This is a genomic window from Planctomonas sp. JC2975 (assembly GCF_012985205.1).
Lineage (GTDB): Bacteria > Actinomycetota > Actinomycetes > Actinomycetales > Microbacteriaceae > Humibacter.
Genome location: NZ_JABEKS010000001.1, coordinates 652,148 through 676,894 on the forward strand (window position 1 = coordinate 652,148; position 24,747 = coordinate 676,894).

General features: G+C 66.1%; 21 protein-coding genes. 7 read left to right on the top strand and 14 right to left on the bottom strand.

What is annotated here, in order from left to right; genetic code table 11:
* Nucleotides 1-38 precede the first annotated feature (38 nt).
* The gene (locus tag HII28_RS03120; RefSeq protein WP_170024073.1) at nucleotides 39-680 is read right to left on the bottom strand and encodes a YceI family protein; all 642 of its coding nucleotides are present in this window, start codon (nucleotides 678-680) and stop codon (nucleotides 39-41) included.
* Between the two features lie 76 nt (nucleotides 681-756).
* On the opposite strand from HII28_RS03120, the gene HII28_RS03125 reads away from it, so the two are divergent.
* The gene (locus tag HII28_RS03125) at nucleotides 757-1,659 is read left to right on the top strand and encodes a sigma-70 family RNA polymerase sigma factor (RefSeq protein ID WP_170024074.1); all 903 of its coding nucleotides are present in this window, start codon (nucleotides 757-759) and stop codon (nucleotides 1,657-1,659) included.
* Nucleotides 1,660-1,814: 155 nt separating this feature from the next.
* The gene (locus tag HII28_RS03130; RefSeq protein ID WP_170024075.1) at nucleotides 1,815-2,675 is read left to right on the top strand and encodes a serine hydrolase; all 861 of its coding nucleotides are present in this window, start codon (nucleotides 1,815-1,817) and stop codon (nucleotides 2,673-2,675) included.
* A 105-nt stretch (nucleotides 2,676-2,780) separates the two neighbouring features.
* On the opposite strand, the gene HII28_RS03135 is transcribed toward HII28_RS03130, so the two are convergent.
* Genes HII28_RS03135 through HII28_RS03145 form a run of 3 tightly spaced genes read right to left on the bottom strand, consistent with a single transcriptional unit; the run spans nucleotide 2,781 to nucleotide 6,027 of the window.
* The gene (locus HII28_RS03135; protein ID WP_346769161.1) at nucleotides 2,781-4,124 is read right to left on the bottom strand and encodes a dipeptidase; all 1,344 of its coding nucleotides are present in this window, start codon (nucleotides 4,122-4,124) and stop codon (nucleotides 2,781-2,783) included.
* Nucleotides 4,121-4,570, bottom strand: coding sequence for a hypothetical protein (locus HII28_RS03140; protein ID WP_240977215.1), 450 nt, complete (start codon nucleotides 4,568-4,570; stop codon nucleotides 4,121-4,123). The genes HII28_RS03135 and HII28_RS03140 overlap by 4 nt, the downstream gene beginning before the upstream one ends.
* Nucleotides 4,567-6,027 (bottom strand): APC family permease, encoded by a 1,461-nt coding sequence (locus tag HII28_RS03145; RefSeq protein WP_170024076.1) that lies wholly within the window; start codon nucleotides 6,025-6,027, stop codon nucleotides 4,567-4,569. The genes HII28_RS03140 and HII28_RS03145 overlap by 4 nt, the downstream gene beginning before the upstream one ends.
* A gap of 422 nt (nucleotides 6,028-6,449) precedes the next feature.
* On the opposite strand from HII28_RS03145, the gene HII28_RS03150 reads away from it, so the two are divergent.
* Nucleotides 6,450-7,961: an MFS transporter gene (locus HII28_RS03150; RefSeq protein ID WP_170024077.1), complete on the top strand. Its 1,512-nt coding sequence runs from the start codon at nucleotides 6,450-6,452 to the stop codon at nucleotides 7,959-7,961.
* A 52-nt stretch (nucleotides 7,962-8,013) separates the two neighbouring features.
* Here HII28_RS03150 and HII28_RS03155 read toward each other — a convergent pair whose 3' ends face one another.
* A complete protein-coding gene (locus HII28_RS03155) occupies nucleotides 8,014-9,138 on the bottom strand; it encodes an aminopeptidase P family protein (protein ID WP_170024078.1) in 1,125 nt (374 codons plus the stop codon).
* Between the two features lie 167 nt (nucleotides 9,139-9,305).
* On the opposite strand from HII28_RS03155, the gene HII28_RS03160 reads away from it, so the two are divergent.
* On the top strand, nucleotides 9,306-9,848 hold the full coding sequence (locus HII28_RS03160; protein WP_205864549.1) for a GrpB family protein: 543 nt from the start codon (nucleotides 9,306-9,308) through the stop codon (nucleotides 9,846-9,848).
* Nucleotides 9,849-10,109: 261 nt separating this feature from the next.
* On the opposite strand, the gene HII28_RS03165 is transcribed toward HII28_RS03160, so the two are convergent.
* A complete protein-coding gene (locus HII28_RS03165; protein ID WP_170024080.1) occupies nucleotides 10,110-10,691 on the bottom strand; it encodes a hypothetical protein in 582 nt (193 codons plus the stop codon).
* A 2-nt stretch (nucleotides 10,692-10,693) separates the two neighbouring features.
* Complete coding sequence (locus HII28_RS03170; protein ID WP_170024081.1) at nucleotides 10,694-11,350, bottom strand: helix-turn-helix transcriptional regulator; 657 nt, start codon at nucleotides 11,348-11,350, stop codon at nucleotides 10,694-10,696.
* 255 nt (nucleotides 11,351-11,605) lie between these two features.
* Between HII28_RS03170 and HII28_RS03175 the strand changes: the two genes are divergently transcribed.
* Both HII28_RS03175 and HII28_RS03180 read left to right on the top strand, forming a co-directional pair.
* A complete protein-coding gene (locus HII28_RS03175; RefSeq protein ID WP_170024082.1) occupies nucleotides 11,606-12,862 on the top strand; it encodes an MFS transporter in 1,257 nt (418 codons plus the stop codon).
* A gap of 202 nt (nucleotides 12,863-13,064) precedes the next feature.
* Nucleotides 13,065-13,232 carry a hypothetical protein gene (locus HII28_RS03180; protein ID WP_170024083.1) on the top strand — a complete coding sequence of 56 codons (168 nt, stop codon included), beginning with the start codon at nucleotides 13,065-13,067 and terminating at the stop codon, nucleotides 13,230-13,232.
* 364 nt (nucleotides 13,233-13,596) lie between these two features.
* Here HII28_RS03180 and HII28_RS03185 read toward each other — a convergent pair whose 3' ends face one another.
* From HII28_RS03185 to HII28_RS03215, 7 genes are all read right to left on the bottom strand, one after another.
* Entirely contained in the window at nucleotides 13,597-14,439 is an 843-nt protein-coding gene (locus tag HII28_RS03185; protein ID WP_240977218.1) for an alpha/beta hydrolase, read from the bottom strand.
* Nucleotides 14,439-15,269: an alpha/beta hydrolase gene (locus HII28_RS03190; protein ID WP_170024084.1), complete on the bottom strand. Its 831-nt coding sequence runs from the start codon at nucleotides 15,267-15,269 to the stop codon at nucleotides 14,439-14,441. Before HII28_RS03190 ends, HII28_RS03185 begins: the two co-directional genes overlap by 1 nt.
* A 100-nt stretch (nucleotides 15,270-15,369) precedes the next feature.
* Nucleotides 15,370-18,132, bottom strand: a complete 2,763-nt coding sequence (locus HII28_RS03195; protein WP_170024085.1) for a LuxR family transcriptional regulator — start codon at nucleotides 18,130-18,132, stop codon at nucleotides 15,370-15,372.
* A 28-nt stretch (nucleotides 18,133-18,160) separates the two neighbouring features.
* Nucleotides 18,161-20,728 (bottom strand): ATP-binding protein, encoded by a 2,568-nt coding sequence (locus HII28_RS03200; RefSeq protein WP_170024086.1) that lies wholly within the window; start codon nucleotides 20,726-20,728, stop codon nucleotides 18,161-18,163.
* Entirely contained in the window at nucleotides 20,710-21,597 is an 888-nt protein-coding gene (locus tag HII28_RS03205) for an NADP-dependent oxidoreductase (protein WP_170024087.1), read from the bottom strand. The genes HII28_RS03200 and HII28_RS03205 overlap by 19 nt, the downstream gene beginning before the upstream one ends.
* 240 nt (nucleotides 21,598-21,837) lie before the next feature.
* Nucleotides 21,838-22,605: an SDR family oxidoreductase gene (locus HII28_RS03210; RefSeq protein WP_170024088.1), complete on the bottom strand. Its 768-nt coding sequence runs from the start codon at nucleotides 22,603-22,605 to the stop codon at nucleotides 21,838-21,840.
* Between the two features lie 463 nt (nucleotides 22,606-23,068).
* Nucleotides 23,069-23,398, bottom strand: coding sequence for a hypothetical protein (locus HII28_RS03215; RefSeq protein ID WP_170024089.1), 330 nt, complete (start codon nucleotides 23,396-23,398; stop codon nucleotides 23,069-23,071).
* A 177-nt stretch (nucleotides 23,399-23,575) separates the two neighbouring features.
* Between HII28_RS03215 and HII28_RS03220 the strand changes: the two genes are divergently transcribed.
* Complete coding sequence (locus HII28_RS03220; RefSeq protein ID WP_170024090.1) at nucleotides 23,576-24,736, top strand: site-specific integrase; 1,161 nt, start codon at nucleotides 23,576-23,578, stop codon at nucleotides 24,734-24,736.
* The last annotated feature ends 11 nt before the right edge of the window (nucleotides 24,737-24,747 follow it).

Below are 24,747 nucleotides of genomic sequence, written 5' to 3' on the forward strand. Positions count from 1 at the left end.
TCTCGTCGGGAGCGTGTGCCGCGGCGTGCACCGCTCGACTACGCGTCGGGCGTCCGTCGATCGGACCCGGCCTTCACGAAGACGAGCCGCACGTCGAGACGCACGTCTTCGGGCACCATCTTCAGCACGTTCCACCTCAGGCCGAACTCGCTGCGATGAAGCAGGGCCTCGCCCTCCAGCCGGAAGAGCTCGGGCCCGTCGAGCCCGCCCGTGGCGTTCAGAGCCACCTCGCGCGTCACACCGAGCGCCGTGAGACGGCCTCGAATCTCGGCGCTCGAGCCGTGCACGACGAGGTCATCGAGTTCGAACTCGGCGCTCGGATGCCGCTTCACGGCGAGCAGACCCGCGGTCCGCAGGTGCATGGTCATCGTCGGAATGCGCGTCGCCACCGACGTGGTGTCGACAGTGACCTTGGCCGCCACCTGACCATCCGGCTCGACCAGCACTCGTCCGGCGAGCTTCTCGAATCGGCCGTGCGCCGGCATCGATCCGCCGAGGACGGCCGAGGTGAATTCCACGGTCGACTCCGCGGCGTCAAGCAGCCACTCCCCCGCGGCTGCTGGGGTGAGGGTGGCTGCCGGCAGAACGGCGGTCGACTCGCCCGGCCGCCGAGGAACGGCCGGTCCTTGCTCGGAGCCCTCGGTCGGCGGCTCAGTCGATAGCGTGGTTCGCGTGGTCATGGCGTCGTCTCCTGTCACATCATCCGGATTCCGGGTGTCATTCCCTACGACACGCCTCAACGAAGGAATGTGACTGATGACCGACACGGAATGGCTCGCCGAAGGATTCGAGCGCAACCGCCCACGGCTGAGGGCCGTCGCCTACCGGGTGCTGGGCTCTGCCGCCGATGCCGACGACGCGCTCCAGGAAGCGTGGCTCCGGCTGAGCAGAGCCGACGCTGACGGCGTGGACAACCTCTCCGCCTGGCTCACCACGATCGTCGCCCGCGTCAGCCTCAACCTGCTGCGTGCGCGACGGACACGGCGTGAGGATCCGCTCGACGACGGCGTGCCGGATCCGATGGTGTCTTCGCTCGGCACGACAGCGCTGGGTCACGCATCACCGGAGGACGAGATGGTGCTCGCAGACTCGGTCGGACTGGCCCTCCAGCTCGTGCTCGACACGCTCACGCCCGCTGAACGTCTCGCGTTCGTGCTGCACGACATGTTCGAGGTGCCGTTCGACGACATCGCCACGATGCTGGAACGCAGCCCCGCCGCGACGCGGCAACTGGCGAGCCGAGCCAGGCAGCGCATCCGCGGGGCCGACCGCTCGTCGCTCGCGAGCGATCTCGGACGTCAACGCGAGGTCGTCGACGCCTTCTTCGCTGCATCGCGGGCCGGACGCTTCGACGACCTGCTCGGCATCCTCTCCCCCGACGTGGTGCTGCGGTCGGACGGCGGATCCGTCCTTCCCGAGGCGACGGTGCGCAGAACCGGGCGCGAACAGGTGGCAGCGCACGCACGCCAGTTCCACCGATCGGATGCCGTGCTCGTCCCCGTCCTCGTGAACGGCACCGCCGGCATGGTCGTCTCGCTGCACGGTCACGCCGCCGCCGTGATGGCGATCACGTTCTCCGGCGACACCATCACCGGGATCGATATCCTGGCCGATCCGGAGCGGGTCGCGCGTCTCGGGCTCGACGCCGTCCTGAACTGATTCACCGGGACGGAACCGACGTCGGGGGTGCACCGCCCATTGATGCGTCACCCTCAGACGACCATCATTGACACGGACCAAGGGCAGGCACGGTGCACCGCGATGAGGTCGCCGATGCGCACGTCCGGGCCCGCTCCATCGATGAAGGGACTGCGATGAACTCTGCCAAGACCCCCCTCGAACATTTCGTCGCCGCCGTCGACGCCGAGAAGCTGGGCGTGTACGGGGTGCGCATCCGGGTCGGCGATCACGTTGCATCGCATCGCTGGCGCAGCGACGATCGGGAGAACCTCTACTCGGTCTCGAAGGGCGTCTGCGCGCTTGCGACAGGCATGGCCATCGACGAAGGACTCATCTCCCTTGATCTGCGAGTGCCGGAGGCGTTCCCCGAGCTGCAGCTCGGGGACGGCGTCGACCAGGTGACTCTGCGGCATCTTCTCACCATGTCGAGCGGCATCGACTTCCTCTGGTTCGGTCACGAAGCGGTCCCGTGGCCCGACCTGGCGGCCGAGATGCTCTCGCGCTCCACCGGCGGCAGACGGTTCCAGTACTCCGACGTGAGCACGTACGTGGCCATGCGGATGCTCGCGACAGTCGTCGGGGACGTCCGCGACTGGCTCCTTCCCCGCCTCTTCGATCCGCTGGAGATCGACAATCCGCAATGGCATCGATGCCCGCTCGGATACATCATCGGAGGCACCGGACTCGAGCTGCGCACCGACGAGCTGGCGCGAATCGGAGAGGTGCTGCTCGATCGCGGCAACTATCGGGGACGCTCGCTCGTGTCTCCCGAGTGGGTGGACTCGATGCACTCGTCGTGGGTCGAGACCGGACGTCCGACACCGATGGAACGGTACGGAATCGCAACGTGGGCAGGTCCCGGCGACGCCTGGCGTCTTGAGGGACGCTACGGTCAGTTCGTCGTCGTGAACGGGGACGCAGTCGTGACCATCACCGGACACGAGGAATCCCTCGAGGACCGACTGTCGGAACTCGCGGTGGAGGTCACCGGCTGATTCCCGCCGCCGGCGGCGCATGCGATCATCGCCCTCGACATGCGCTGCGCCGACTGGTCGAGGCGGCCCTGATCCGCATTCGAGCGCGAGTGAGGAGTCGCTGAATCAGGTGCGGTACGCCTGCAGGAAGAGCGCCTCGGCGACGGCGAGATTCTCGATCTCGGTCGGATCAACACTTTCGTTCGGCGCGTGGATCAGGGCGAGTGGCTCCTCGACGCCCATGAGGATGATCTCGGCTTTCGGGTAGGTGTCGGCGAAGACGTTGCAGAGGGGAATCGATCCGCCCTGTCCCAGCATCGACGGTTCGACCCCGTACGCCGATCGCATCGCATCCGTGAACCCTCGATATGCGGGGCCATCGGTGGCGGCCTTGAACGGTTCTCCGACGGCCTCCGTCTCGACCTCGACCTTCACGTTCCAGGGAACATGCGCCCTGAGGTGGGCGACGAGCGCATCACGCGCGTCGTGCGCGCTCATGCCGGGCGGCACACGCAGATTCAGCCGGGCAGCAGCACGGGCCACGATCGATGCCGTCGATCCGACCACCGGCGGGCAGTCGATACCGAGAATCGTCACGGCGGGCCGTGCCCATAACTCGTCGGCGACATCGCCGTCACCGAGCAGGTCGACCCCATCGAGCATTCCGGCGTCGGCTCGGAAGTGTTCGGGGGCGTACTGCTCGCCGGACCAGGTCTCGTCGCGGCTCAGTCCGTCGATGGTCGTGGATCCATCCGCGTTCCGCAGTGAGGCCAGAGCAGCGACGAGTGCGGCGAGCGCATCGGGCGCCGGCCCGCCGAACATCCCCGAGTGGATCTCCGATGCAAGCGCCTCGACTCGCACGACGACATTGACGAGCCCGCGCAGAGTCACCGTGGTCGCCGGGCGACCGACGGCGGCGTTCCCGGTGTCGCACACCAGGATCGTGTCGGCCCGCAGGGTTTCGGGGTTCGCCTCGACGAACCGTTCCAGGCCCCCCGTGCCCTGCTCTTCGCTTCCCTCCACCACGAGCTTGAGGTTCACCGGAATGTCGTCGCCGAGGGCCCGCAGCGCGAGCAGGTGCATGAGGATGTTGCCCTTGCAGTCCGCGGCGCCGCGTCCCGCCCATCTACCGCCGACATCCGTCAGCTCGAACGGCGGCGTCCCCCACGCGGATTCCTCGAGCGGAGGTTGCACGTCGTAGTGGGCATAGAGCAGCACCGTTGGCGCTCCGGAGCCCGGACCCGGTCGGCTGCCGATGACCGCCTGGCTGCCGTCCGGCGTCATCGCGAGCCGTGCGTCGTCGAAGCCGAGCGCCGCGAACCGGTCGCGAACCCACTCGGCGGCCTTCGCGCACTCCTCCGGCGGAAACTGGCGGGGATCGGCGACGGACCGGAACGAGACGAGTTCCGCGAGTTCGCCGCGAGCGGCGGGCATCATCGAATGGATGCTGTCCCGGATGCCGTCGCTCACGACCCGACCTTCACGGTGTTGAGGGAGTCGACGAACTTCTGGAACTGATCGGCCTCCTTAGGGCAGTAGGTCTGGATGATGAGCAGCTGTCCCTTCAGCAGTTGCGACTGGACGAGCGCCGGTCGCGTGCCGGGACCGCCTGCCCCGTTGGCCAGGCCTTCGAGAAGCGTCGCCCTGGCCAGCGCCGCGTTCGGGTCGGCACACGTCGCGCCCCCGTCGTTGCCGAGCACTCGGGCGATCTGCTCGGGCGTCAACCTGAGGGAAATGCCTGCCTTGCCGTAGGCGTCGATCAGCTGTTGTGCCTTCTCGACCCCCTTGGACTCCTGCCGTGCATTGACGAAGAAGATGGTCGCGATCACGGCCAGGACGACCAACACGACGATGACGACGGTGGCGATGACGGATCGTTCCCGCTTTGGCTGGGTTTCAAGATGGGTGCTCATCATTCACCTGCTGCCTGATCAGCGGGTTGCTTCCAGGAAGGCTTGCGGAAGCGGTAGAAGAGGAATGGCACGAGGAGCCCGAGCCCGAGCGCCCCGCCTCCGACGATCAGCAGGTAGACCCAGGGACTACCCTCACCGAACTGCGACGGCGGGACGAACCCGACCAGCAGTGCGGCGAGCGAGGCCGCGAAACCCACCCCGCAGAGGGTGACGAGGATCGGCGCACGGAAGCCGCGTGGATGATCGGGCTGACGCCGTCGTAGACGCACGGCTGCAACGAACATGAGCAGGTACATGATCAGGTACACCTGCGTCGTGATGACGGAGAAGATCCAGTAGGTACTGGACACGTCGGGAATGAGCGCGTAGCCCAACGCGATGATCGACGTGATGATGCCCTGCGTCACCAGCAGGTTCTGCTGGACCCCGTTCTTGTTGAGCTTCTGCAGGAACGGCGGCAGGTAGCCCTGCTCCCGCGAGATGAGAAGCAGGCCCTTCGACGGGCCGGCGAGCCAGGTGAGCATGCCGCCGAGTGATGCCGCGACGAGCATGATCCCCACTATCGGGGTGAGCCAACTGATGTTGAAGGTGCCGAATATCGTCTCGAACGCCTGCATGATGCCGGCCGTCAGGGAGATCTGGTCGGCGGGAACGACCCAGCTGATCGCGAGCGCAGGGAGGATGAAGATCAGCAGCACAAGCCCCATCGCGAGGAAGATCGCCTTCGGAAATTCCTTCCCCGGGTTCTTCAGCGACGACACGTGCACCGCGTTCATCTCCATTCCGCTGTAGGAGAGGAAGTTGTTCACGATCAGCACGAGGCTCGACAGGCCCGCCCACGCCGGCAGGAGATGATCCGCGGTCATCGGCGCCGCCGACGGGTGGCCCTGTCCGAGGAACAGCGCTCCGAGGAAGATGAGCACGGCTCCCGGGATGAGAGTCCCGATGATCAGGCCCCAGCTCGCGAGCCCCGCGACACCTTTCGTTCCGCGCGACGAGACGAAAACACCAGCCCAGTAGCAGACCATGATCACCAGCGCCGTCCATGCGCCGTTCGACGCCAGCTCCGGGTTGATGACGTAGGCGAGGGTCGACGCGACGAAGCCGAGGAGGGTGGGGTAGTAGAAGATCGTCATCGCGAACTGACACCAGATCGCGAGGAACCCCATGGGCTTCGAGATGCCCTCGGATACCCACTTGTAGACGCCGCCCTTCCAGCCCGACGCGAGTTCCGCCGCCACGAGCGAGGTGGGCAGGAGGAAGACGATCGCCGGTACCAGGTAGAGGAAGACCGCGGCCAGTCCGTACACGGCCATCGTCGGAGCCGCCCGAAGGCTCGCGACCGAACTGGTGGTCATCAGCGCCAGCGCGACCCACGAGATCCAGGCCCGCGCCGGAACCGCTGCCACCCGCGCACGGACCGCGCCACGTCCTGCGCTCGACGATTCAGCGGCACTCATCGCGGCCTCCGCGCCACGTAAGCGAATACCCCATCGGACGTCCCCCTCCGCGATCGGCGAAGCGCAGGAATCACGAGAATGTCCTGCAGCTTCCCCTGTGACCATTGCCGCGTGAACCGCAGCCCCCCAGCGCTGACAGTAGGCACCACCGACTTCCGGGCGGACTGGACCTGGACGAATCATCCATACCGGGCGAAGCACGTGCGCCCACCGCGCCGGTCTGCCTGACCGCGGACACGTGTCCGGGGACCTCTACGCGGTCAGGCAGCATTCGCTGATCGTCGGACACTCCCCCGTCCATGGTGGACGTGGCTCGATCCGGACGCGAGAATGTCGCCCGAAGACCACGGTGCGCTGGCGGCGACACGCCGGATTCCGCAGAAGGGTCGGCCGGACGAACGGCGACGTCAAAGGGGATGCCGATGACCCAGAATCCAGCGACCGAGAAGGTCGCCTCTTCACGCGGAGCGACGGCCGTGCTGGTGGCCACCTGCATCTCGACCCTCGTCGTGAACGCGAACACGTCAGCAGTCAGCATCCTCCTGCCGGCCATCAGCCGGGACACCGGTACGTCCGTCGACACGTTGCAATGGGCGGTCACCGGATACTCCTTGATGGGCGCGGCGATCATTGTCACCTCAGGGGCGGTCGGAGACGTGTTCGGTCGTAAGCGGATCTTCCAACTCGGGTTGCTCCTCTTCATCGCCTCCTGTGTGTTCATCGCGCTGTCCAGCTCCGGTATCGCGGTGATCGTGGGAAGGATCATCCAGGGCGCAGCCGGAGCGACGATCCTCGCGTGCGGGCTCAGCCTCCTGACCGTGGCCAACCAGGGTCAGGCTCAGCTGCGCGCGGTCTCGTTATGGGGCGCGGCGGCCGCGGTGGGCGCCGCGGTCGGCCCGCTGGTGGGCGGCGTGCTGGTCGACTTCACTGGCTGGCAGGGACTCTTCTGGGTGGACGCTGTCGTCGCGCTGATCTGCGTGCTGATCACCGCCCGAGGAGTCAGCGAGTCGCGAGACGAGCAGCGGCCGAAATCGATCGACTATCTCGGTGCTGTGCTGGTCGCGCTCACGCTCGCTCCGATCATCCTGGCAACGAGCCTGGGAGGCCAGTGGGGCTGGATCTCTGTGCCCACGATCGTCTGCATCGTCGTGGCCGTGGGCAGTGCCGTCGCGTTCGTCATCGTCGAGAAGCGCGTCAAGGTGCCCTTGCTGGATCTCGCGCTGCTGCGCAACGTCGTCCTGGTCGTTTCCACTGTTGCGATCCTGATCGGGTCGGGAACGATCAACGGTCTGATGTATCTGCTCAGCCTCTACTTCCAGAACAAGGATGCCCTCGGCATGACTCCCTTCCAAGCAGGGCTTGCGATGCTTCCTGCCACGGTGGGCCTCGTGATCATCGCCCCGCTGGTTCCGAGGTTCGCCTCCAGAATCGGAGGACGCCGCGTCGTCGCGATCGGGTTCCTTGTGACGGCCGTCGGATTCGGCGTGATCGGGTTCGTCCAAGCGTCGTGGACCTACGCGGCCTTCGTGCTTCCTTTGATCGCGATCGCTGTCGGCATGGGCCTGTCCAACGGCCCCTCTTCGTCCGCATCCACGGCTTGCGTTCCCGAGCACCAGGTGGGATCCGCGTCCGGCGTCTCGAACATGGCTCGGTACATAGGCGCTGCAGTGGCAACCGCCGCGGTGGCGACCATCAACTCGTCCGTCATCGCGTCGGAGACCGGCGCTGGTCAGAAGATGTCGCACGCGCTGGCGTCCGGCCTTGCCGCCGCCGCATGGGTCATGGCCGGCCTCAGCCTGGCCGGTGTCGTGATGGCCGTGCTCATGAGACGCCATCGGATGGCAGTCGGAACGCTCCAGGATGTCGCCGCTGCCGCTGCCGCCGGCTCCCACACACTTGCCACGACTGCTTCAGGATCCGGCTCGGCCCGGTAGCACGACCGGCGGGTCCGAGAGTGACCCGCCGGCGCCAGCCTGAACGCGCGCCTCACTCGACGATGGTCAGTCCGCGATCGCTGTTGTTGAGCCGGTGCCCGCCATCCGCGGTCACCGTGACGATGTCCTCGATGCGCACACCGAATCGGCCCGCTAGGTAGATCCCCGGTTCGATGGAGAAGCACATCCCCGGAACGAGCGGCCTCTGCTCGCCCTCGACCATATAGGGAGGCTCATGGGTCGTCATCCCGATGCCATGGCCGGTGCGATGGATGAATTCGTCGCCGTAACCCGCCTCCGAGATCACCCGACGAGCGACGCGGTCGATCTCCTGACACGCCACGCCCGGCCGCACTGTTTCGAACGCAGCCTGCTGAGCCGCCCGGACGATGTCGTGCACCTCGCGCATCTGATCCGTTGGATCGCCCGCGCACACGGTACGAGTCGTATCGGATCCGTACCCGTGCTTCAGTCCGCCGAAGTCGAGGACGATCATGTCGCCGGCGAGGATCGCGCGATCGCCGGCTTCGTGGTGCGGATTGGCGCCGTTGGGGCCCGAGCCCACCACGGTGAAGTCCACCTGCTCGTGCCCGAATTCGCGCAGCAGCCGAGCGAGATCGGCGGCGACGTCTGTCTCCTTGCGTCCCGCGAAACGGACCTTGACGATCTCCCCGAAGGCGGCATCCGCCGCTGCACCCGCAGCCTCCAGCCTGGCCAGTTCGTTGTCATCCTTCACCGCACGCAACATGGGCAACCGGTCGGTGACCGACACATACCGGGTCTCGGGCAGTCGGTGCTGCAGCCCGAGCAGGTGCATCGCCCACGCCGAGTCGGATATCGCATACTCACCATCCACCGAAAGCAGCGGAGTGGCCGCCTCGTAGGGATCGACGCCATCGCGCCAGTCAGACATCGCGACGGCCCCGGCGCCGACCGCCGACTCGGCATCCGGACGCTCCAGAACCGGCACCAGCAGCTGCGGTTCCGCATCCACGCGAAGCACAAGCAGGGTGAGCCGCTCCGTTATCGCGGTGGGCTGATAGCCCGTGAGCCAGAGCAAGTCCGGCCCCGGGGTTATCAGAAGCCCATCGAGCCCGTCCGCCGCGGCGGCCTGCGCCGACCGCTCCATGCGTAGGCGGAAATCATCCAGAGTGAAGGGAGCCGATTCAGCTTCCATGACGCCTCCTCAGCGGTCACCAGGATCGACCTCATTCCACCTCGCCATGGATCGGCGGCGCAAGGTGGATCACCGGGCGCGCCACGATAGGGCGGGGCATGGGTCCGCGTACCCGCTGGGTCAGATCCTTGTTGCGCTGCTGCTGGTCGGGATAATCGAGTGTGCGTTTGGACCGGATTCATATCGAGGACTACGACCCAGCGTGGCCGTCTCTCTTCCACGAACAGCAGCAGGCACTCGCGGACGCTCTTTGCGAAGTTCTGGTGCGGCCGATCGAGCACATCGGCAGTACCTCGGTGCCAGGCCTTCCTGCCAAACCGATCATCGACATGCTCGCTGTCGTTCGCCGGTACGAAGACGTCCGCCCCGTTCTGCCGATCCTCTCCGACGCCGGATGGCGGCTCGCTCCTGAACCGGGCGACGAGGGCGCACGCAAGTACTCGCTGTGCTTTCCGAGCATCGAGCGGCGCACGCACCATCTTCACGTCGTCGAACCCGCGTGGGGGTGGCGCGACCTCTTGTTGTATCGCGACTACCTGCGCGCGCATCCGCAGGCGGTCGCCGAATACGCCATCCTGAAGCGCCGGCTTGCGGCGCTCGACGACGAGGACCGCCCGAAGTACAGGGCAGCCAAGGCGCCCTTCATCAAAAAGACCCTTGAGGCCGCGAAGGAATGGCAGCCTCTCGCACCGACGACGACGTATGAGTGAGCTAGCTCGGGTGGGTTCGGGTCGACGGTTCGGGTCGACCACCGAGAACGCGCGCGATCGTTCAGCTGGTGCCCCGGCAGGAATCGAACCTGCGACCAAGAGATTAGAAGTTCAGCAATCTCGCTCGGTCTCACCAATCCTGATTTAGTCCTTTGATCAGGGATTTTAAATGACACTTGATTTCGTTGAATCACATTGAATGCGCTTGAATGTTCGGGGTAAGTTCGGGGTTTGAGAAAATTAGAGGGCACTCACGCCCGCTCACAGCACGAGAGGCGGCAGCGGGTCCGGCGCCGGAGGCGGTCCATCGGCCAAGATGGCGTCGACCATCTGAATGGCTCGTTCAGTGAGGTCATCCCCGGGGTAGAACTCTTCGTAAAGCGCCTCGGCCTCGGCCCGAGTTGGGATGCCGCAGAGGCCGAGCAGCAGTCGTATGTCTCTGGTGTCGCGTCCTGGGCGGTTGGCGCGCAGTTTCATTGCCAGGAGTGCTTCCTTGGAAGCAACCTCGATGACGATGCCGTCGTGGTCGTGAATGGCTTCCCATTCGACGGCCCGTCCGAGCGATGGCAGGGCATCTGCACCGTTGACTTCGAAGTTCGGCCAGCTCGGATCCCAGTCGTGCTTGAGAGCAACCTTGGCCGCCGCCGCCGCGACCGCAACGTCACTTCCGGGCCGGACGTGCAATGTGTCGAGGTCCCGAGTGGTGCCTCGATCGAAGTACCGCAGGGCCAGCGCCGCGCCGCCGACGAGCCGGATGCCCGCGACTTCCCCGGCACTACGAAGCTCCGCGATGAGGTCGCGCAGACCCGCGATGATGTCATCCCTGTCCAGGGCGGTCGCCATCCTCAGACGCTCGCGAAGGTGTCATGCCAGACGAGGACCCCACGCTTGGCAAACTCTGCTGGCACCTCGGAAGCGGGCGGCACAGGGTCAGCAGAATCAATCTCGAGCCCGCGGGGCTCCCGTACGAACCGGCTCGGTGCGTTGACCCAATCCGGCGACGGCAGCTTCTCTTCGTCCAACCGCCACGCCACCAGAGCAGCAAGCGCCGCGTCCCACACGGGATCCGTAGTCGTCTCCGGCTCGGCGAGACCGAGCACACCGCGAACAAGGCCTCGCTCGGCGAGTAGGTCGTCGTTCAGCTGGATGAGCGAGCGCAGGGCGCGGTCCTTATCCCCGGCACGGAGCCGGTCACGGATCTCCGCCGCAACTGTCGCGGCGTCATCCCGACGAGTCGGCGCCGAGTAGAGCCGATGACCCGCACCGGCAAGCAGACGATCGACCGTGGCGAACTCGGCTTCGCGTCCACGCTCTGACCGCGAAACAGTGGCCTGGTCAATGCGCACCCGCTTGGCTAGCTGCTCCTGGGTGAGCCGTCGGCTTTTACGGGCAGCGCGAACCAGAGTCGATGCAACCGCAGCCATGACCAAGTCTCCATTCAATATGACTTCTGCGACATATTGTACGTCAATGGTCCGCGAATGGGCGAGCTCTGCGGTCACTGCTGCGAAAACACCGAGCCGGGGAGACCGTGCGCGGATGGAAGGTTAGAGCCGGCCTGGCGACGCGGTTCGACCCTTTGCTCTCTGGATTGCAGGCGGCCTACGCCGGTGGTTGCGTCTTTCTGCAGGTGCTGTGCCGGTTTATGATCACCTCGTGGTTTTCGTGATGGATGTCAGACAGGGCTAGCTCCCGCGTGTCGTTGTGGCGCGCGGGCGATGCATGCTGCCCTGCCCACCTCCTCATGAAAGTTCTCGATGTCTGTCCTTCTCGGGCGACGCGCAGGTGACGCGTCGCTGACTTCTTCCCTCGTCTTCGTCTCCATCGCCAGTGGCCTGTTCCTGCCGCTCTCGTTGGTGTTCTTCACCGAAGTCACCACCATTCCGTTGAGCGTGGTCGGCGTCATCGTCGGGGTGTCCGGCCTCACATCGGTTCCGGTTCCCGCCGTGGCCGGGCGTCTCGCCGATCGGTATGGCGCGACGCGACTCGTCATGCTCTCTCAGGCGATTCAGGCCCTCGCCTTCGTCGGGTATGTCTTCGCCCGGGAGCCGTTGAGCGTCTTCGTCGTAACCGCACTGATGTCGATGGGTGGCCGGCTGTTCTGGTCCACGATCTTCGTGGCGGTCGCCGATCACGCCGGCGCGGAGGGTCGCCAACAGCATTGGTTCGCCGTCACGAACATTGCACGCACGGCGGGGATCGCTGCGGGGGGACTCATCACCGGCATCGCACTCACCGTTCCCGGCACGGCCGTCTACATCGTGCTCGCGGCCGTGGCGGCGGGGTGCCTCGGGGCATCCGCAGTGCTCATGCTGCCCGTTAGGGCACGCCCGTCGTCGACGCGGCCCTCGACGCCGGGGTCGCCACCATCCCTGTCCCGATCCAAAGGCGGCATGCTACGTGATGCCCGGTTTTTCGGCCTTCTCATCACCAACACGGTGTTCGCCATGTCGACGCTGCTCCTCGGTCTCACAATTCCGGTGGTCGTGCGCAACGCGCTCAGCGGCCCGGGATGGCTGAGCTCGTTCCTGCTCGTGGGCAACGCGCTCCTGGTTTCGAGCCTCGGCATCGCGGGTGCGCGGTACGCGGTGCGGCGTCGACCCTTCAGCGTGCTCAAAGTGGCTGCAGTCTGCTGGGCTGTCGGATGCACCCTCCTGGCGGTGGCAGCGTCCACAACTCTCCCCGTCGCAATGGCCTTGCTCACCGCCACCATCGTCGCATTCAGCTTCGCGGAGATCCTGCACGCCCCAACATCGGTCGCCATAGTGAGCTCGATGGCCCCCATGAGCCGCCGCGGGAATTACCTGGCCATGTGGCAGTACTCGTTCATGGCGGCCGAAATCATCGGTCCTGTGCTGTTCGCCACTCTCTTCGCCGTGCAGCACGCGGCACCATTCGTCGTCGTCCTCGCGCTGAACCTGACCACAGTCCCCGCGCTCTTACTCGTGCAGCGACCATCCAGGTCGAACCAGCGCACCATCCTCGATGGCAACCAAGCAGAGGCCGACTCGTAACAGGTGGCCGTTCCGCGGCATACCCCTCGGGCAACCCGCCGCGTTTCCCAACCGCTCGCTCCGAGCCATCCAATGTGTCAATGACGGATCCCGCTGCGGGCGGCAGCCGGCCGCGAGTCCGTCATCGCCCAACGCGAGGCACGGTTGCGGATCCCGCTGCGCACGTCTTTCCTGAACACACGGTGAGTGGCATTCTCTCCGCATGGACGCGTCGATCATCGTGCACGCTTCGTGCGCAACACCAAGCCCATGTCAAGACACGTCCGCGCAACCGGACCTGGGCTGGCTGATCATTCCTGGACTGCTGATCGTGCTGGTCGTCGTCGGGCTGATTGTCTACTTCGGCATCAAGGGCAACCGAGGGCGGTAGGTCCAGACACCAAGCCCGCAGCGGGATCCGCTTCCGCGCCCGAACGGCATCAGCACGGCGCTGATGCGTCACTACGGGATCCTGCTGCGGGCGGCAGCCGACCGCGAGTCCGTCATCGCCCAATGCGAGACACGGTTGCGGATCCACCTGCGTGCGCGCCGTTGCTCGAGTTCTGGCACGCAGCCGACCGCCGGGACTCTGCGCGTTGGGGTAGCGGTCGGAGGCGCGCACGGTCCGATGCGTGTTTGCCATTCATGTTTCCGGTCGCCCTTCTGCGGCTTTTCTGTCCGGGGCGCTGCTGAGTTGTTGATGACCCGTGGGCCGATGCGTTGTGCGCATCGGCCCACGAGTCGTGGTCGGTCGTCTAGTAGACGCTGCGCGCCGCAGTCAGGATGACGCCTGCGACCTGGAGTGGGTGTGAGACCAGGGACAGGTGTGAGGCGTTGATCTTGGTGATGGTGGCGTGTGCTCGTGTCGCCATGGCGAGTTGGGTGGCGGCGGGGAGCACTTTGTCTGCGGTACCGATGACTGCCCAGGAGGGGATGGTCTTCCAAGCGGGAGCGGTGGATGGCTCCCCGAGCGCGTTCAGGGTGATGGGAAGTTGTCCTGCTTCGAGTACGTTGCGCGCGGCGGCGGGCACGTCTTGGGCGAAGTCGGCGGCGAACGTGGACGGTTTCAGGTACACATCGGCGTCGTTCTGCGGGGCGCCGGGGTAGGTGTTGACGTCGAACACGGTGGTCGGGTCGGGCACGTTGAGCGCCGACGTGGATTTCCCGATGATGGTCTGCAGGCTCTCGGCCTGGTCGGGAATGAACGCGTCGACGTAGACGAGGGCGCGCACGTTGGGTGCGGTTGTCGCGGCGTCGGTGACGACGGCTCCTCCGTAGGAGTGGCCGACCAGGACGACGGGCCCGGTGGTGCGTTGGGCAAGGAAGGAATCCAATTCGGCGCTGTCGCCGGAGAGGCTTCGCAGGTCGTTCGGCGCCACGAGGACGGGGTATCCGGCCTGTTGCAGGATGGCGGTCACCCCGGCCCAGCTGGAGGAGTCGGCCCATGCCCCGTGCACGAGCACGATGGTGGGTTTCGCGGTGCTGGCGGCCGGGGCCGCTGAGGCCATGTTCGGGGCGAGCATGAGGACGGTTGCGAGGAGAAGGGCGGCCGCTGCGGCGAGGAGTCGGCGTGTGAGGTTTGCGGTTGTGGTGACCATTAGAGTGTCTGCTCTGCTTCCACGACCGTGTGGAACACGGTCTTGTCGATCCAGTCGATACACGCGGCGGCGATCTCTTCCCAGCCGTGGTCGATGGTGAGGGAGTGCCCGCGGTCGGCGAACTCGATGAGGTCGGTTTCCGCACTGGAGTGCCGGTACTGCTTGAGGGTGGATTTCGTGATCGCCTCAGGCACGGTGTGGTCTTTGCCGCCCATGACCAGCAGAAGTGGACCTCGGCTGTCGTTGCTGGTGTCGACCTCGTCGGGTGAGTTCTTCGCGAAGTTCGCGCCGGCGGCCTCGAAGAGTGGCTGTCCGGGTGAGGGGATGTTCCATTTCTCCCAGAGCGTGTTCGATTCGTCTTCGTCAAGTGCGTTGCCGAAGCTGTAGCGGAACTCACGGGCGTCGAGGGAGACGGCACGGTGTTTGTTCGCGGGGTTCTTGAACACCGGCAACGTCGACTTCAACGACGACAGCGGCAGTGGCAGCACGCCCTTGATCTGGGCGGCGTCGATCGCGATCGCGGCGCTTCCGTGGTTCTCGCCGAGCAGTTTCTCGGCGATCATCCCGCCGAAGGAGTGCCCGATGATGATCGGCTCGTCCTCGAGTGCGGCCAGCTGTTGGATGCAGAAGTCGGCGACTTCCTCGATGCCGACGCCGGCCATGGCGTCCGGGTTGGATCGTGCCTGGTTGATGTCTGTTGGTTCTCCCGGCCAAAGCAGGGCTCGGGCGTCGTATCCGCGAGCGGTGAAGTAGTCGATCCATGGTTGCCAGGATGATGCGGCGAGCCAGAGCCCGTGGATGAACACCACGGACCGTTTCGTGTTTTCCATGAGGTTTCCTCTCCTTAGAAGGACACCATCAGGATCGGTCGGAGAGGTTCCGGGACGCTTGCGTCAGCCGACTCAACGGAACGCGGTGCAGTCGGATGACTTATGCCGGTTGCAGACGGGCAGCAAGCTGTGCTCGGGAGGAGACCCCGAGCTTAGGGAAGATTCGGTAGAGGTGGGAGCCGACGGTTCGGGGTGAGAGGAACAGTCGTGCACCGATCTCCCGGTTGGAAAGGCCTTGAGCGGCCAGCCGTGCGATCTGGAGCTCCTGCGCGGAGAGCGTTTCGACTCCGGCGGCGGGCGTGTCGGTGAGGCGTTCGCCTGCCGCACGGAGCTCGTTGCGGGCTTGTTCGCTCCAGTAGTCGGCGCCGATCGAGGTCAGTGTGGCGGCCGCGGAGCGCAGCATGCCCCGGGATTCGGCGACCCGGCGTTGCCTGCGCAGCCAGGACCCGAACGCGAGCTCCAGTCGTGCCCTCGCCAGTGACCATCGGATCGGCACGTCGGCCAATGCCTTCCGATAGACGGCCTCGGCGCGGCTGTCCGGTTCGAGGACGGCGTGGGCGTAGTCGAGGTGAACGTGCAGCGTCGGCGAGGGCGTGATTGCCGCCTCAGCGTCGAGCACCTGGATCAGGTTTCGGATGTCGTCATGTCTGCCGGAGCGCACGGCGGCTTCTGCGAGGTAGGCGACGGCGTGGAATCGTTCTGTCGGGTGGTAGGCGATGTCGTGTTCGTCGAAGACCCGCAGAAGCAGGTCCAGCGCGTCGGAAGGACGACCGTCGGTGAGCGCGGCGAACCCTCTGGCGATCAGCACACACGCCAGGAGGTCGCTGAGCCGACGCCCGTTGGCTTCCAGCTCGGCGCGGGCTGCGATCGCTTCGGACTCTTCATGGTTGCCGCGCAGCGCTTCGACGATCGCTTTCAGACTGTGGGTGCCGGTGTCCCAGACGGGCTGCCCGGACTCTTGGGCCAGCAGCAGTCCTTCGGCGCTGCAGGTGACGGCCTGGTCCCAGTTGCCCAGTTCGATGTGATTCAGGATCTGCATGGTGACGGCGTGCGAGAGCATCGCGAGCCGCCCTTGTTCCCTCAGCCGTGATTCGGCGCGGGAGAGGAAGTCGATGACCGCTTCCGGATCGCTGACGGCGTGGGCGGCCATTCCGTACAGTCGCAGCTGGTTCGCGTCGGTCAGGGTTTCCAGCACGACGGCGTCGTAGAGCCGTTTCGCGGTTGTCGCGCTGTGCAGCGGGTCGGCGACAGCGAGGACGGCCGTGTACCGTGGGTCGGTTTCGGCGTGGCTGAGCCGTTGTGTCACTTCGACGACGTGATGCCGGGCTCTGTCGCCGGGCTCAGCCCACCAGCACCGTAATGCGGCGCCCATCAACAGGTTCAGGGCGAGGTCGGTATCTGCGCTGGCGGCCGCGTCCGCGGCGAGTTCGGCGAGTTCGAAGATCCGGGCGCCGTCTCCGGGCACACCGTCGTTGAAGATCTCGCTGAGCCATTCCATCCGGCCGCGGTCCAAGGGCGTCAGTGGGAGGACGGATGCGGCGGACACGAGCCGGTCCACGAGGTCGGCGCGGCCGAGACTGAAGGCGTGCTCGGCGGCCAGCAGAAGCCGGCGGCCCTTCACTTGCGGGTTCTGGGTGAGTTCAGCCGATCGTTCTAGTGCTGCGATGGCGGCGGGAGCGGATCCGCGTCGCAAAGATTCCGTGTGGGCGTGCTCTAGGTCGTCGGCGATGCTGTCGTCCGGGCCGACGACCGAGTACGCACGATGCCACACCTGACGGTAAGGCTCGTCGTCGAGGACCTCGGCCAACGCGCGGTGGGCGTTCTGCACCCGGGCCGCGGGCTCGCGTTGCACGATCCCGGATCGCACCAACGGGTGCCGGAACCGGATCTGAGATTCGTCGTAACGGATCAGTCCCGCCCTCTGTGCCGGGTCCAGGACGCTGATATCCAGCGTCCTGGAGGCCAGCCGAGACGCAGCGGCGAGGATCTCGGGAGTGCGGGTCTCGGAGTCGATGGCCGCCACCAGCAAGGAGTCGCGGGTGCGGTCAGGCAGATCCTGGAGTCGGTAGACGAAGGACTGCTCCAACCGGTCGTTCAGCGGCACACCACCGGGCCTTCGGGGGCGGTCGCCGACGCGCTGCGTGGCCCACATTGCGGGGAGTTCGACCAATGCGAGCGGGATGCCGGCGGCTTCGTCGAGCACGTGCTGCCGGTCCGTGGCTGAAAGCTGCGGCCCGGTGCGGTCCAGGAGGGTGCCGGCTTGTTCCTCGTTGAGCGGGTCCGCTGCAAGGACGGTGACACCGGGCTGCTGAGGGAAGGTGGACTCTCCTGGTCGGGTCGCCAGGACGAGAGCGATCCGTTCCCGGCCGACACGTCGGGCGAGGAATCCGATGACGTCCTGGCTGGGCCGGTCCAGCCAATGCGCGTCATCGATGACCAGCAGGACCGGCCGGTTAGCGGCTTCGTCGGAGAGCGCACTGAGCGTGGCCAGGGCGATCAGGAACGGTTCGGACCCGGCTGCGTCCTCCATGCCGAACGCCGCCCGGAGAGCGGCGCGTTGACCGGCGGGAATGGTGGCGGTGCGTTCCATCACCGGCCGCAGCACGCTGTGAAGTGCCGCGTACGGCAGTTGGGCTTCCGCCTGCACACCGGAAGCGGTCAGGACCCGCCAACCGGCGCCCTCGGCGCTTTCCTGCTGCGCCTGGGCGAGCACCGCATCAAGCAGGCTCGACTTGCCGGCGCCGGCGTCACCGACCACCACAACACAGCTACCATCGCCGTGGCGGGCGCGGTCGACCGCATCCTGCAAGGTTTGTAGGTGCGGGGCGCGACCGATCAGCTGGGGGGTGTCACCGTTTCTCACGTCCGCCTTCCGTCAAGCTGACTATGCCTCATTGTCCTCTGCCGGTTCCTGTCGCGGTGGTGTCGGACAGTTCCCGGATCTCACGTTCCGCGGCTTCCGCCCACGGCGCGGCGCCGATTCGGGACAACTCGTCGGCAGCGGCCAGGAGCGTGGTGCGGGCGTGGACTGTTCGACCTTGCCGGTGCAGCCATCGCCCGTGCAGGAGCTGGATGCGGGCGCGCACCCAGGGCCAGTCGGTCAGGTCCGTGTCGGCGACGGCAGCGAAGAGGGGGGCGAGGTCCTCATCGGGAGTCAGCATGATGCGGGCGCACATCAACTGCATGTGCAGCAGGGGTGAGGGGACCGTGTCGGCGAGGTGGGCAAGATCGTCGATGACCGGCCGGATCTCCTCGGTTCGGCCTGATCGGGTGGCCGCCTCGGCCAGGAAGATGATGCCGTCGTAGCGTTCGCGTCGGTGGTAGGTGGGGCTGGTGGGATCGAAGAGCGCACGGAGAACGTGGAAGGCGTCTTCGACGGCACCGGTGGTGAGCCACGCAATTCCCTGTGCCACCGCGACACAGGCCAGGAGATCGCTGAGCCGTTGCCGGCGCGCGTCTCCTTCGACACGGCCGGCGAGTTGGAGAGCGCCTGCGGCATCCCCGGTGATGGCACGGGATCGGGCTTCGCAGATCAGAGTGCCCGCGTTCCAGATCGGCTGCCCGGTCTCCTCCGCCAGGCGTGCACCTTCCTCGGCTGCCTCTGCAGCGCCGGTGAGGTCTCCGAGTTCTTGCCGGATCACGACGGACATGCTCAACACGTGCGCCAACGGGCTGAGCCGTCCTTCTCGCCGCATCCGCAGGATCGCTTCGCGCAGATATCGGTTGGCGCGGGCCTCGTCTCCGACCGCGTGCGCTGCCATGCCCAGCAGTCGCAGGTCTTCCGCAGAGACAGCCTCGGTATCTGGTCTCTTTTCCAGCAGGTCGATCACGGTGCGGCACATCTGCACGGGTTCGGTGACCGCGATGGTGGCCACGTATCGGGGATCGGCGTGCTCCACCCCCAACCTGTCGACTGCTGCCAGGACAAGGTCGCGGGAGGTGGCCCCGGTGTCAGCCCACCAGCAGCGCAACCCGGCACTGTGCAGCAGGTCCAATGCCAGATCGAGGTCTCCCGCACGCCCGGCGTTCTCGGCAAGGATGCACAGTTCGGTAACCCGTCGACTGTCGCTGGGCGCGCCTTCGCCGAGGTTCTCTTTCAACCACTCGAGCCGGGCGAGACCCAACGCGTCGAGATCGGTCCGTTCGGCGGCGGCCAACTGCCGGTGCACGAGATCGACCCGGCCGATCTCGTACGAGCACCCGGCAGCTCTCAACAGCCGGCGACCTTTGAGGCCGGATCCGGTAGTCAGCCGCGCTGCCCTCTCCAGAAACATGATCGCCACTTCCAGACCACCACGCTGGAGCGCCGCGTCAGCGCTGGCTTCCAACTCGTCCGCAAGCTGATCGTCGGGTCCGACGATCGCCAACGCGTGATGCCATCGCGCTCGGTGCACATCGCCGACGACCTCGGCGATCGCCGCGTGTGCCGCCATCCGACGGCCAGGAGGCTCCTGTTGCAGGAGGCCCGAGCGCAGCAGCGGATGCCGAAAATCGACCCGCCCGCCGACCACTGTCACCAGGCGTGCATCGATCGCCGACGAGAGTGTCCGTGTGGTCACCGGGAGATGGCGGAAGGCGCCGGCGGCCGCAAGGATCTCCTCAACCTCAACGCCGTCGTTGGTGGCGGCGATCAGCAGCACATCGCGAGCCTCGGCCGGAAGCGAGCCGACCCGGGTCGCGAACGCGGCCTCGAGACGGACGGTCAGCGGTGACTCGTCCCAGTCCTCGACCGCGGTGCCGTCCCTGACCATGCCGGGCAATTCCTCCAAAGCCAACGGGTTCCCGCGAGCCTGCTCCTGGATCGCCGCCTTCTGCGTCGGGGTGAGATCATCGGCGGATCTGGCCAGGATCGCCTCAGCTGCGGCATCGTCCACGCCGACGAGTTCCAGCGTCGGCAATACCGAGGAGAAGAGGTCGCCCCGATACCCGGTGCGCGCTCCGATCATCAGGACCACGTTGCCGCCCTTCAACCGGCGGGCGGTGGCGGCGAGCACCTGTTGAGTGGAAGGGTCGGCCCAGTGCGCATCATCGGCCACCAGAAGCACCGGCCGTGATGCGCTCACCTGGTGGAGCAGCTCGAGAACGGCCCGCGCGATCAGATGCCGGTCCGGTTGAGTGATGCCGCCCAGCCCCAGAGCGGTGCCGAGCGCTTCTTCTTGCACGGCGTCAAGCCCGCCCAGGTGACCGGTGATCGGAGCCAGAAGCTCTTGCAGAGTCACGAAGGGCAGCGCCTGCTCGGTCTCCACACTCGCCGAGCGCAGCACAAGATGCCCGCGAACGATTGCTTCCCGTATCACGCCCTCCAACAAGGAAGATTTCCCCACACCGGGCTCACCGACGACGGTCAGGACCCGGCCGGCTCCTGGATCGTGCTCCAGCATCTGCAGCAGTCGCCGTGCCTCCGCGTCTCGACCGATCAGTGCGACGGGAGTATCCGTGTTCACGAGGACGCCAGCCATGTTCCCGCCGTCTCGACGACCAGCACCGTCTTGCCCGGAAGCCGGCCGTGCCGGGCACCGCTCTCATAGGCTGCGCGTCCTTCCGCGAGCGGGAACGTCGCCGCGATTGGGATACTCAGCTGTTGCGTCTTCGCCAGGTTCGCCAACTCGTCCATCTGACCCCGGTTGGCTTCCACGACGAAGAACTGGCCGCGGATGCCGTACCGGTTCAGCAGCTCGCCATCCGGTGGAGCGTTCAAACACACCAACACGCCGCCCGTTCGCACCGCAGCGTAGGTTGCTTCAGTCGGCGCGCCGTTCGCGGCGTACAGCGCCAGGTCGTAACCATCCCCATCAGCCGTCACCGGCGTGCTCGTGTAGTCGATCACGTGCTCAGCGCCCATGAGTTGCAGGTATTCGCGGTCCTGCTCCCGTGCGACGGCGGTCACGTGCGCGCCACGCAGACGGGCCAATTGCACGGCGAAGATGCCCACCGCTCCTGCGGCACCCTGCACCAGCACTCGCTGACCTTCGAGGATTCCCCCGTGATCGACCAACGCCTGCAACGCGGTCAACGCCGCCAACGGCAACGCGGCCGCATGGATCGGATCGACCTCCAGCGGCCGCAACGCGACGTTCTCCTGCGGGACGACGGCATACTCCGCTGACGCACCATCGCGATCGAACGGGATCAGGCCGAACACCGGATCCCCGACCCTGACCGTGTCCACCTGGGGGCCCGACTCCACCACCCGGCCGGCGACCTCATGGGCCGGGATGACCGGTGTGCGCGGCTGCCCGTCCCGGAACCAGGTCGCATCCCACACCAGTTCAGTGAATGTGATCCCGGCCGCCTGCACCCGCAGCAGAACCTCTCCGGGCCCTGGCATGGGAACCGGAGCCTGTTCATAGGTGAGGACCTCTGCTTCTCCCCGGTGATGTGCGCGCAGCGCATGCATGCTCGTTTGCATTTCTCCTGCCCTCCTGGCCGTCTCAGCGACCGAATCGATGTGCGCGCGGAAACCTCCGTCGTCACCTGCGTGTTGGTCGTTTCCTACCCCAGCACCGCCACCACGACCGTGATCGCGGAGGAGGGGTCGTGTGCAGGTCGCGCGCGGATCATGACCTGCTCAGATCGTGGGACGCATGCCGCCATCGATGACGAACTCCGACCCGGTCACGTTCGAAAAGCGGGGACTCGCCAAAACCAACACCACGTCAGCGACCTCGTCCGGCCGGCTGAAACGTCCCGTTGGGATCGCCTTCTCCGTCTCCTGCCGCACCGCCTGGGCGGTGACCCCACTCGCCGCCGAAACCTGCTTCGCGAACCCCAACCACAAGTCGGTGGCGACCGGCCCTGGGCTGACCGCGTTCACTCGCACGCCGCGACCGGCAAGTTCCTTCGACAGCGACTTCGTAAAGCTGAGCACCCCGGCCTTCGCGGTGCTGTAGTCCATGACCATCGGATCCGGCAACAAAGCGTTCTCCGACGCGATGTTCACGATCGCGGACCCCTCGACCAGTCTGTGCTGCAAGCGGTGCGTGACCCGCACCGTCGTCATCAGGTTCAGCGTCCACGATCTCGCCCAGTCATCCGCACTGATACTGCTGAACCCGCCCGGCCGTGCCGGCGCCGAGCCCACGTTATTCACTAACACATCCAGATCGCCGGTCACGAACGAATCCAGGCCAGCCACCCCTTCCTCGTCGGTCAGGTCCGCGCTGAAGTAGTGGAACGAGGGCGCCTCGGCCGATAGGCGCTCTACCTGCGGGGTGGTTCCCCGTGCCACCCCGAACACTTCAGCGCCCTCGTCCACCAACGCCCTGGCCACCGCGAACCCGATGCCCTGGCTCGCCCCCGTCACCAGCACCGTCCGTCCACTCAAATCCAGATCCATGCTCCGACCGTACGAAGCACTCAAGGCACGCCGCTTCAGTCAAACGACTGCGCATTGTCGCCACCGCCAGCGCCATGTTTCACAAGGGGGTCCCCCACCGCGCACGCCCGCCCGAGTGATGAGCGGGTGACAGTCGTTGAGCGAAATGCCCGTTTACCCCGCGCGATGGGGTGCCCGGAGAAGGTAAGTCAACTGCAACGCGTCTGTCGTGGCTGCGAGAAGCCCGGGCGATCGGTCGACGGAAGCGTTTCTCGAAACAAGGACCAACGAAGGAACGAATGAAGGAGACAAAGAGGAGAGAAGGCTGAAGGGCAAGAGAAGAACAGATGACACAAGGATCCAAAGAGATCGACGAAAGAGGCAATAGCTAATGCACGCAGGCACTTTCAGTGGGTCCCTGTCATTGCCCCGGCAATGACAGGGGTTGCGCGTAAAACCTCCTTGCATGGGAAATCGGGGGATCTCAGACAGGACGAAACGTCGCTCTAGCTCGTACGAACGGCAGCGGCAACAGCACGACGCAGCAGCGGTCCGGCACATTGCTGAGCAGGAGCGTGTGGCCGCACAGCGGCACGCCGCCGACGCGTTGACCGTGTTGGAGGGCAGATGGGGCACGCGCGCCGACGCCCTCGACCGACTCGGTCACCTCGGCCGCGCCATCGGCCGACTCCAACGTGAGCAGGACATCCTCCGTGGCGAGCGTGACGAGTTGATCGCACACCTGCGGCAGGTCGGCGAAAGCTGGAACTCCCTTGCCTCGCGGAGCGGGCTGAGCCGGCAAGCCCTCAGCCAACGCGTCGATCCCGATGTGAAGCCGAGCAGCCGATGAGTAGTGGATTCGCTGCCCGATGCCGACCGGGTGCGTCTACAGCTGACGGCGATGCATGCTGGTGTCGAATCGGATTCATGCACAGAGCCGCCGTGGCGCTCGAATGTGGTCACGACGCGCACGCACGAACGGGAGGCAGCTGTGGCTCGGCCTAGGACCCCCGTCGGCGCTCATGGTGCCATCAACCTCAAACAGGTCGAGGGCGGTAAATGGCGCGCTCGCACTCTGTTCCGGTTCGAGGACGGGAATCGACGGCAGGTGGAGCGCTTCGCGGTGAGCCGGGCGAAAGCGGAGAACGCCCTCAAACAAGCGCTCACCGTCATCAGCGCGCCGGCAACCTCCGGGAGCATTACGCGCACGACTACCGTCGCGACCCTGGCGGATGCGTATCTCGCGCAAAAGCGATCCTTGAATCGAGCACCCCGCACGCTGCAGACCTACGAGTACAACATCGCGCAGCACGTGAAGCCAGGCATAGGCCATCTGACCATCGGTGAAGCCTCCACCAAACGCATCCAGGCGTTCATCGACGCCGTCGCGCGCGGCCACGGCTCGGGCTCCGCGAAGGGCTGCCGCAGTGTGCTCTCCGGCATGTTCGCGCTGGCGATTCGCAACGACGCCATCAGGATCAACCCCGTGAGCGGCGTCGCCGGGATCGAGAAGACACGGTCGCGCACCAGCACAGCACTCCCCCTCGATGAGCTGCCCACGTTCCTCGAGCGGATCCAGAACGATGAGCAATTGCGGCGACTGGATGTCGCCGATCTGGTGGGGTTCATGGCGGGAACCGGATGCCGAATCGGGGAGGCCCTCGCCCTACGTGCCAGAGACGTCGACCTCGCGCGGAAGACCGTCACATTGGGTCCGTCCGTCACAAGGATCCCCGGCGCCGGCCTCACGATTCACGAAGCAGGAAAGACCGAGACGTCCAACCGCACCATCGTCGTCCCAGACGCCACTGTCGCCCTTCTAGCGCCACGACTCGCTCTGACCAACTCGGAGGACGAGGTCGTCTTCCAGAGCCTTCTGGGCAAGCTGCGCGACCCGGCAAATACCGAGGCCGCCTGGCGCAGCAACCGCGGTCGGCTCGGCTATCCGGACTTCAAACTGCACGGACTCCGCAAGACAGTCGCGACCGCGCTCGACGCTGCCGGCCTCTCGGCCCGAGACATCGCCGAATACCTCGGTCACAAGCGTCCGTCGATGACGCAGGACGTCTACATGTCCCGCACCACGCAGTCCGCGAAAGCCGCAGCAGCACTCGATTCAAAGTTCGGGGTAAGTTCGGGGTCGGCGACCTAAAACGCCCGAGA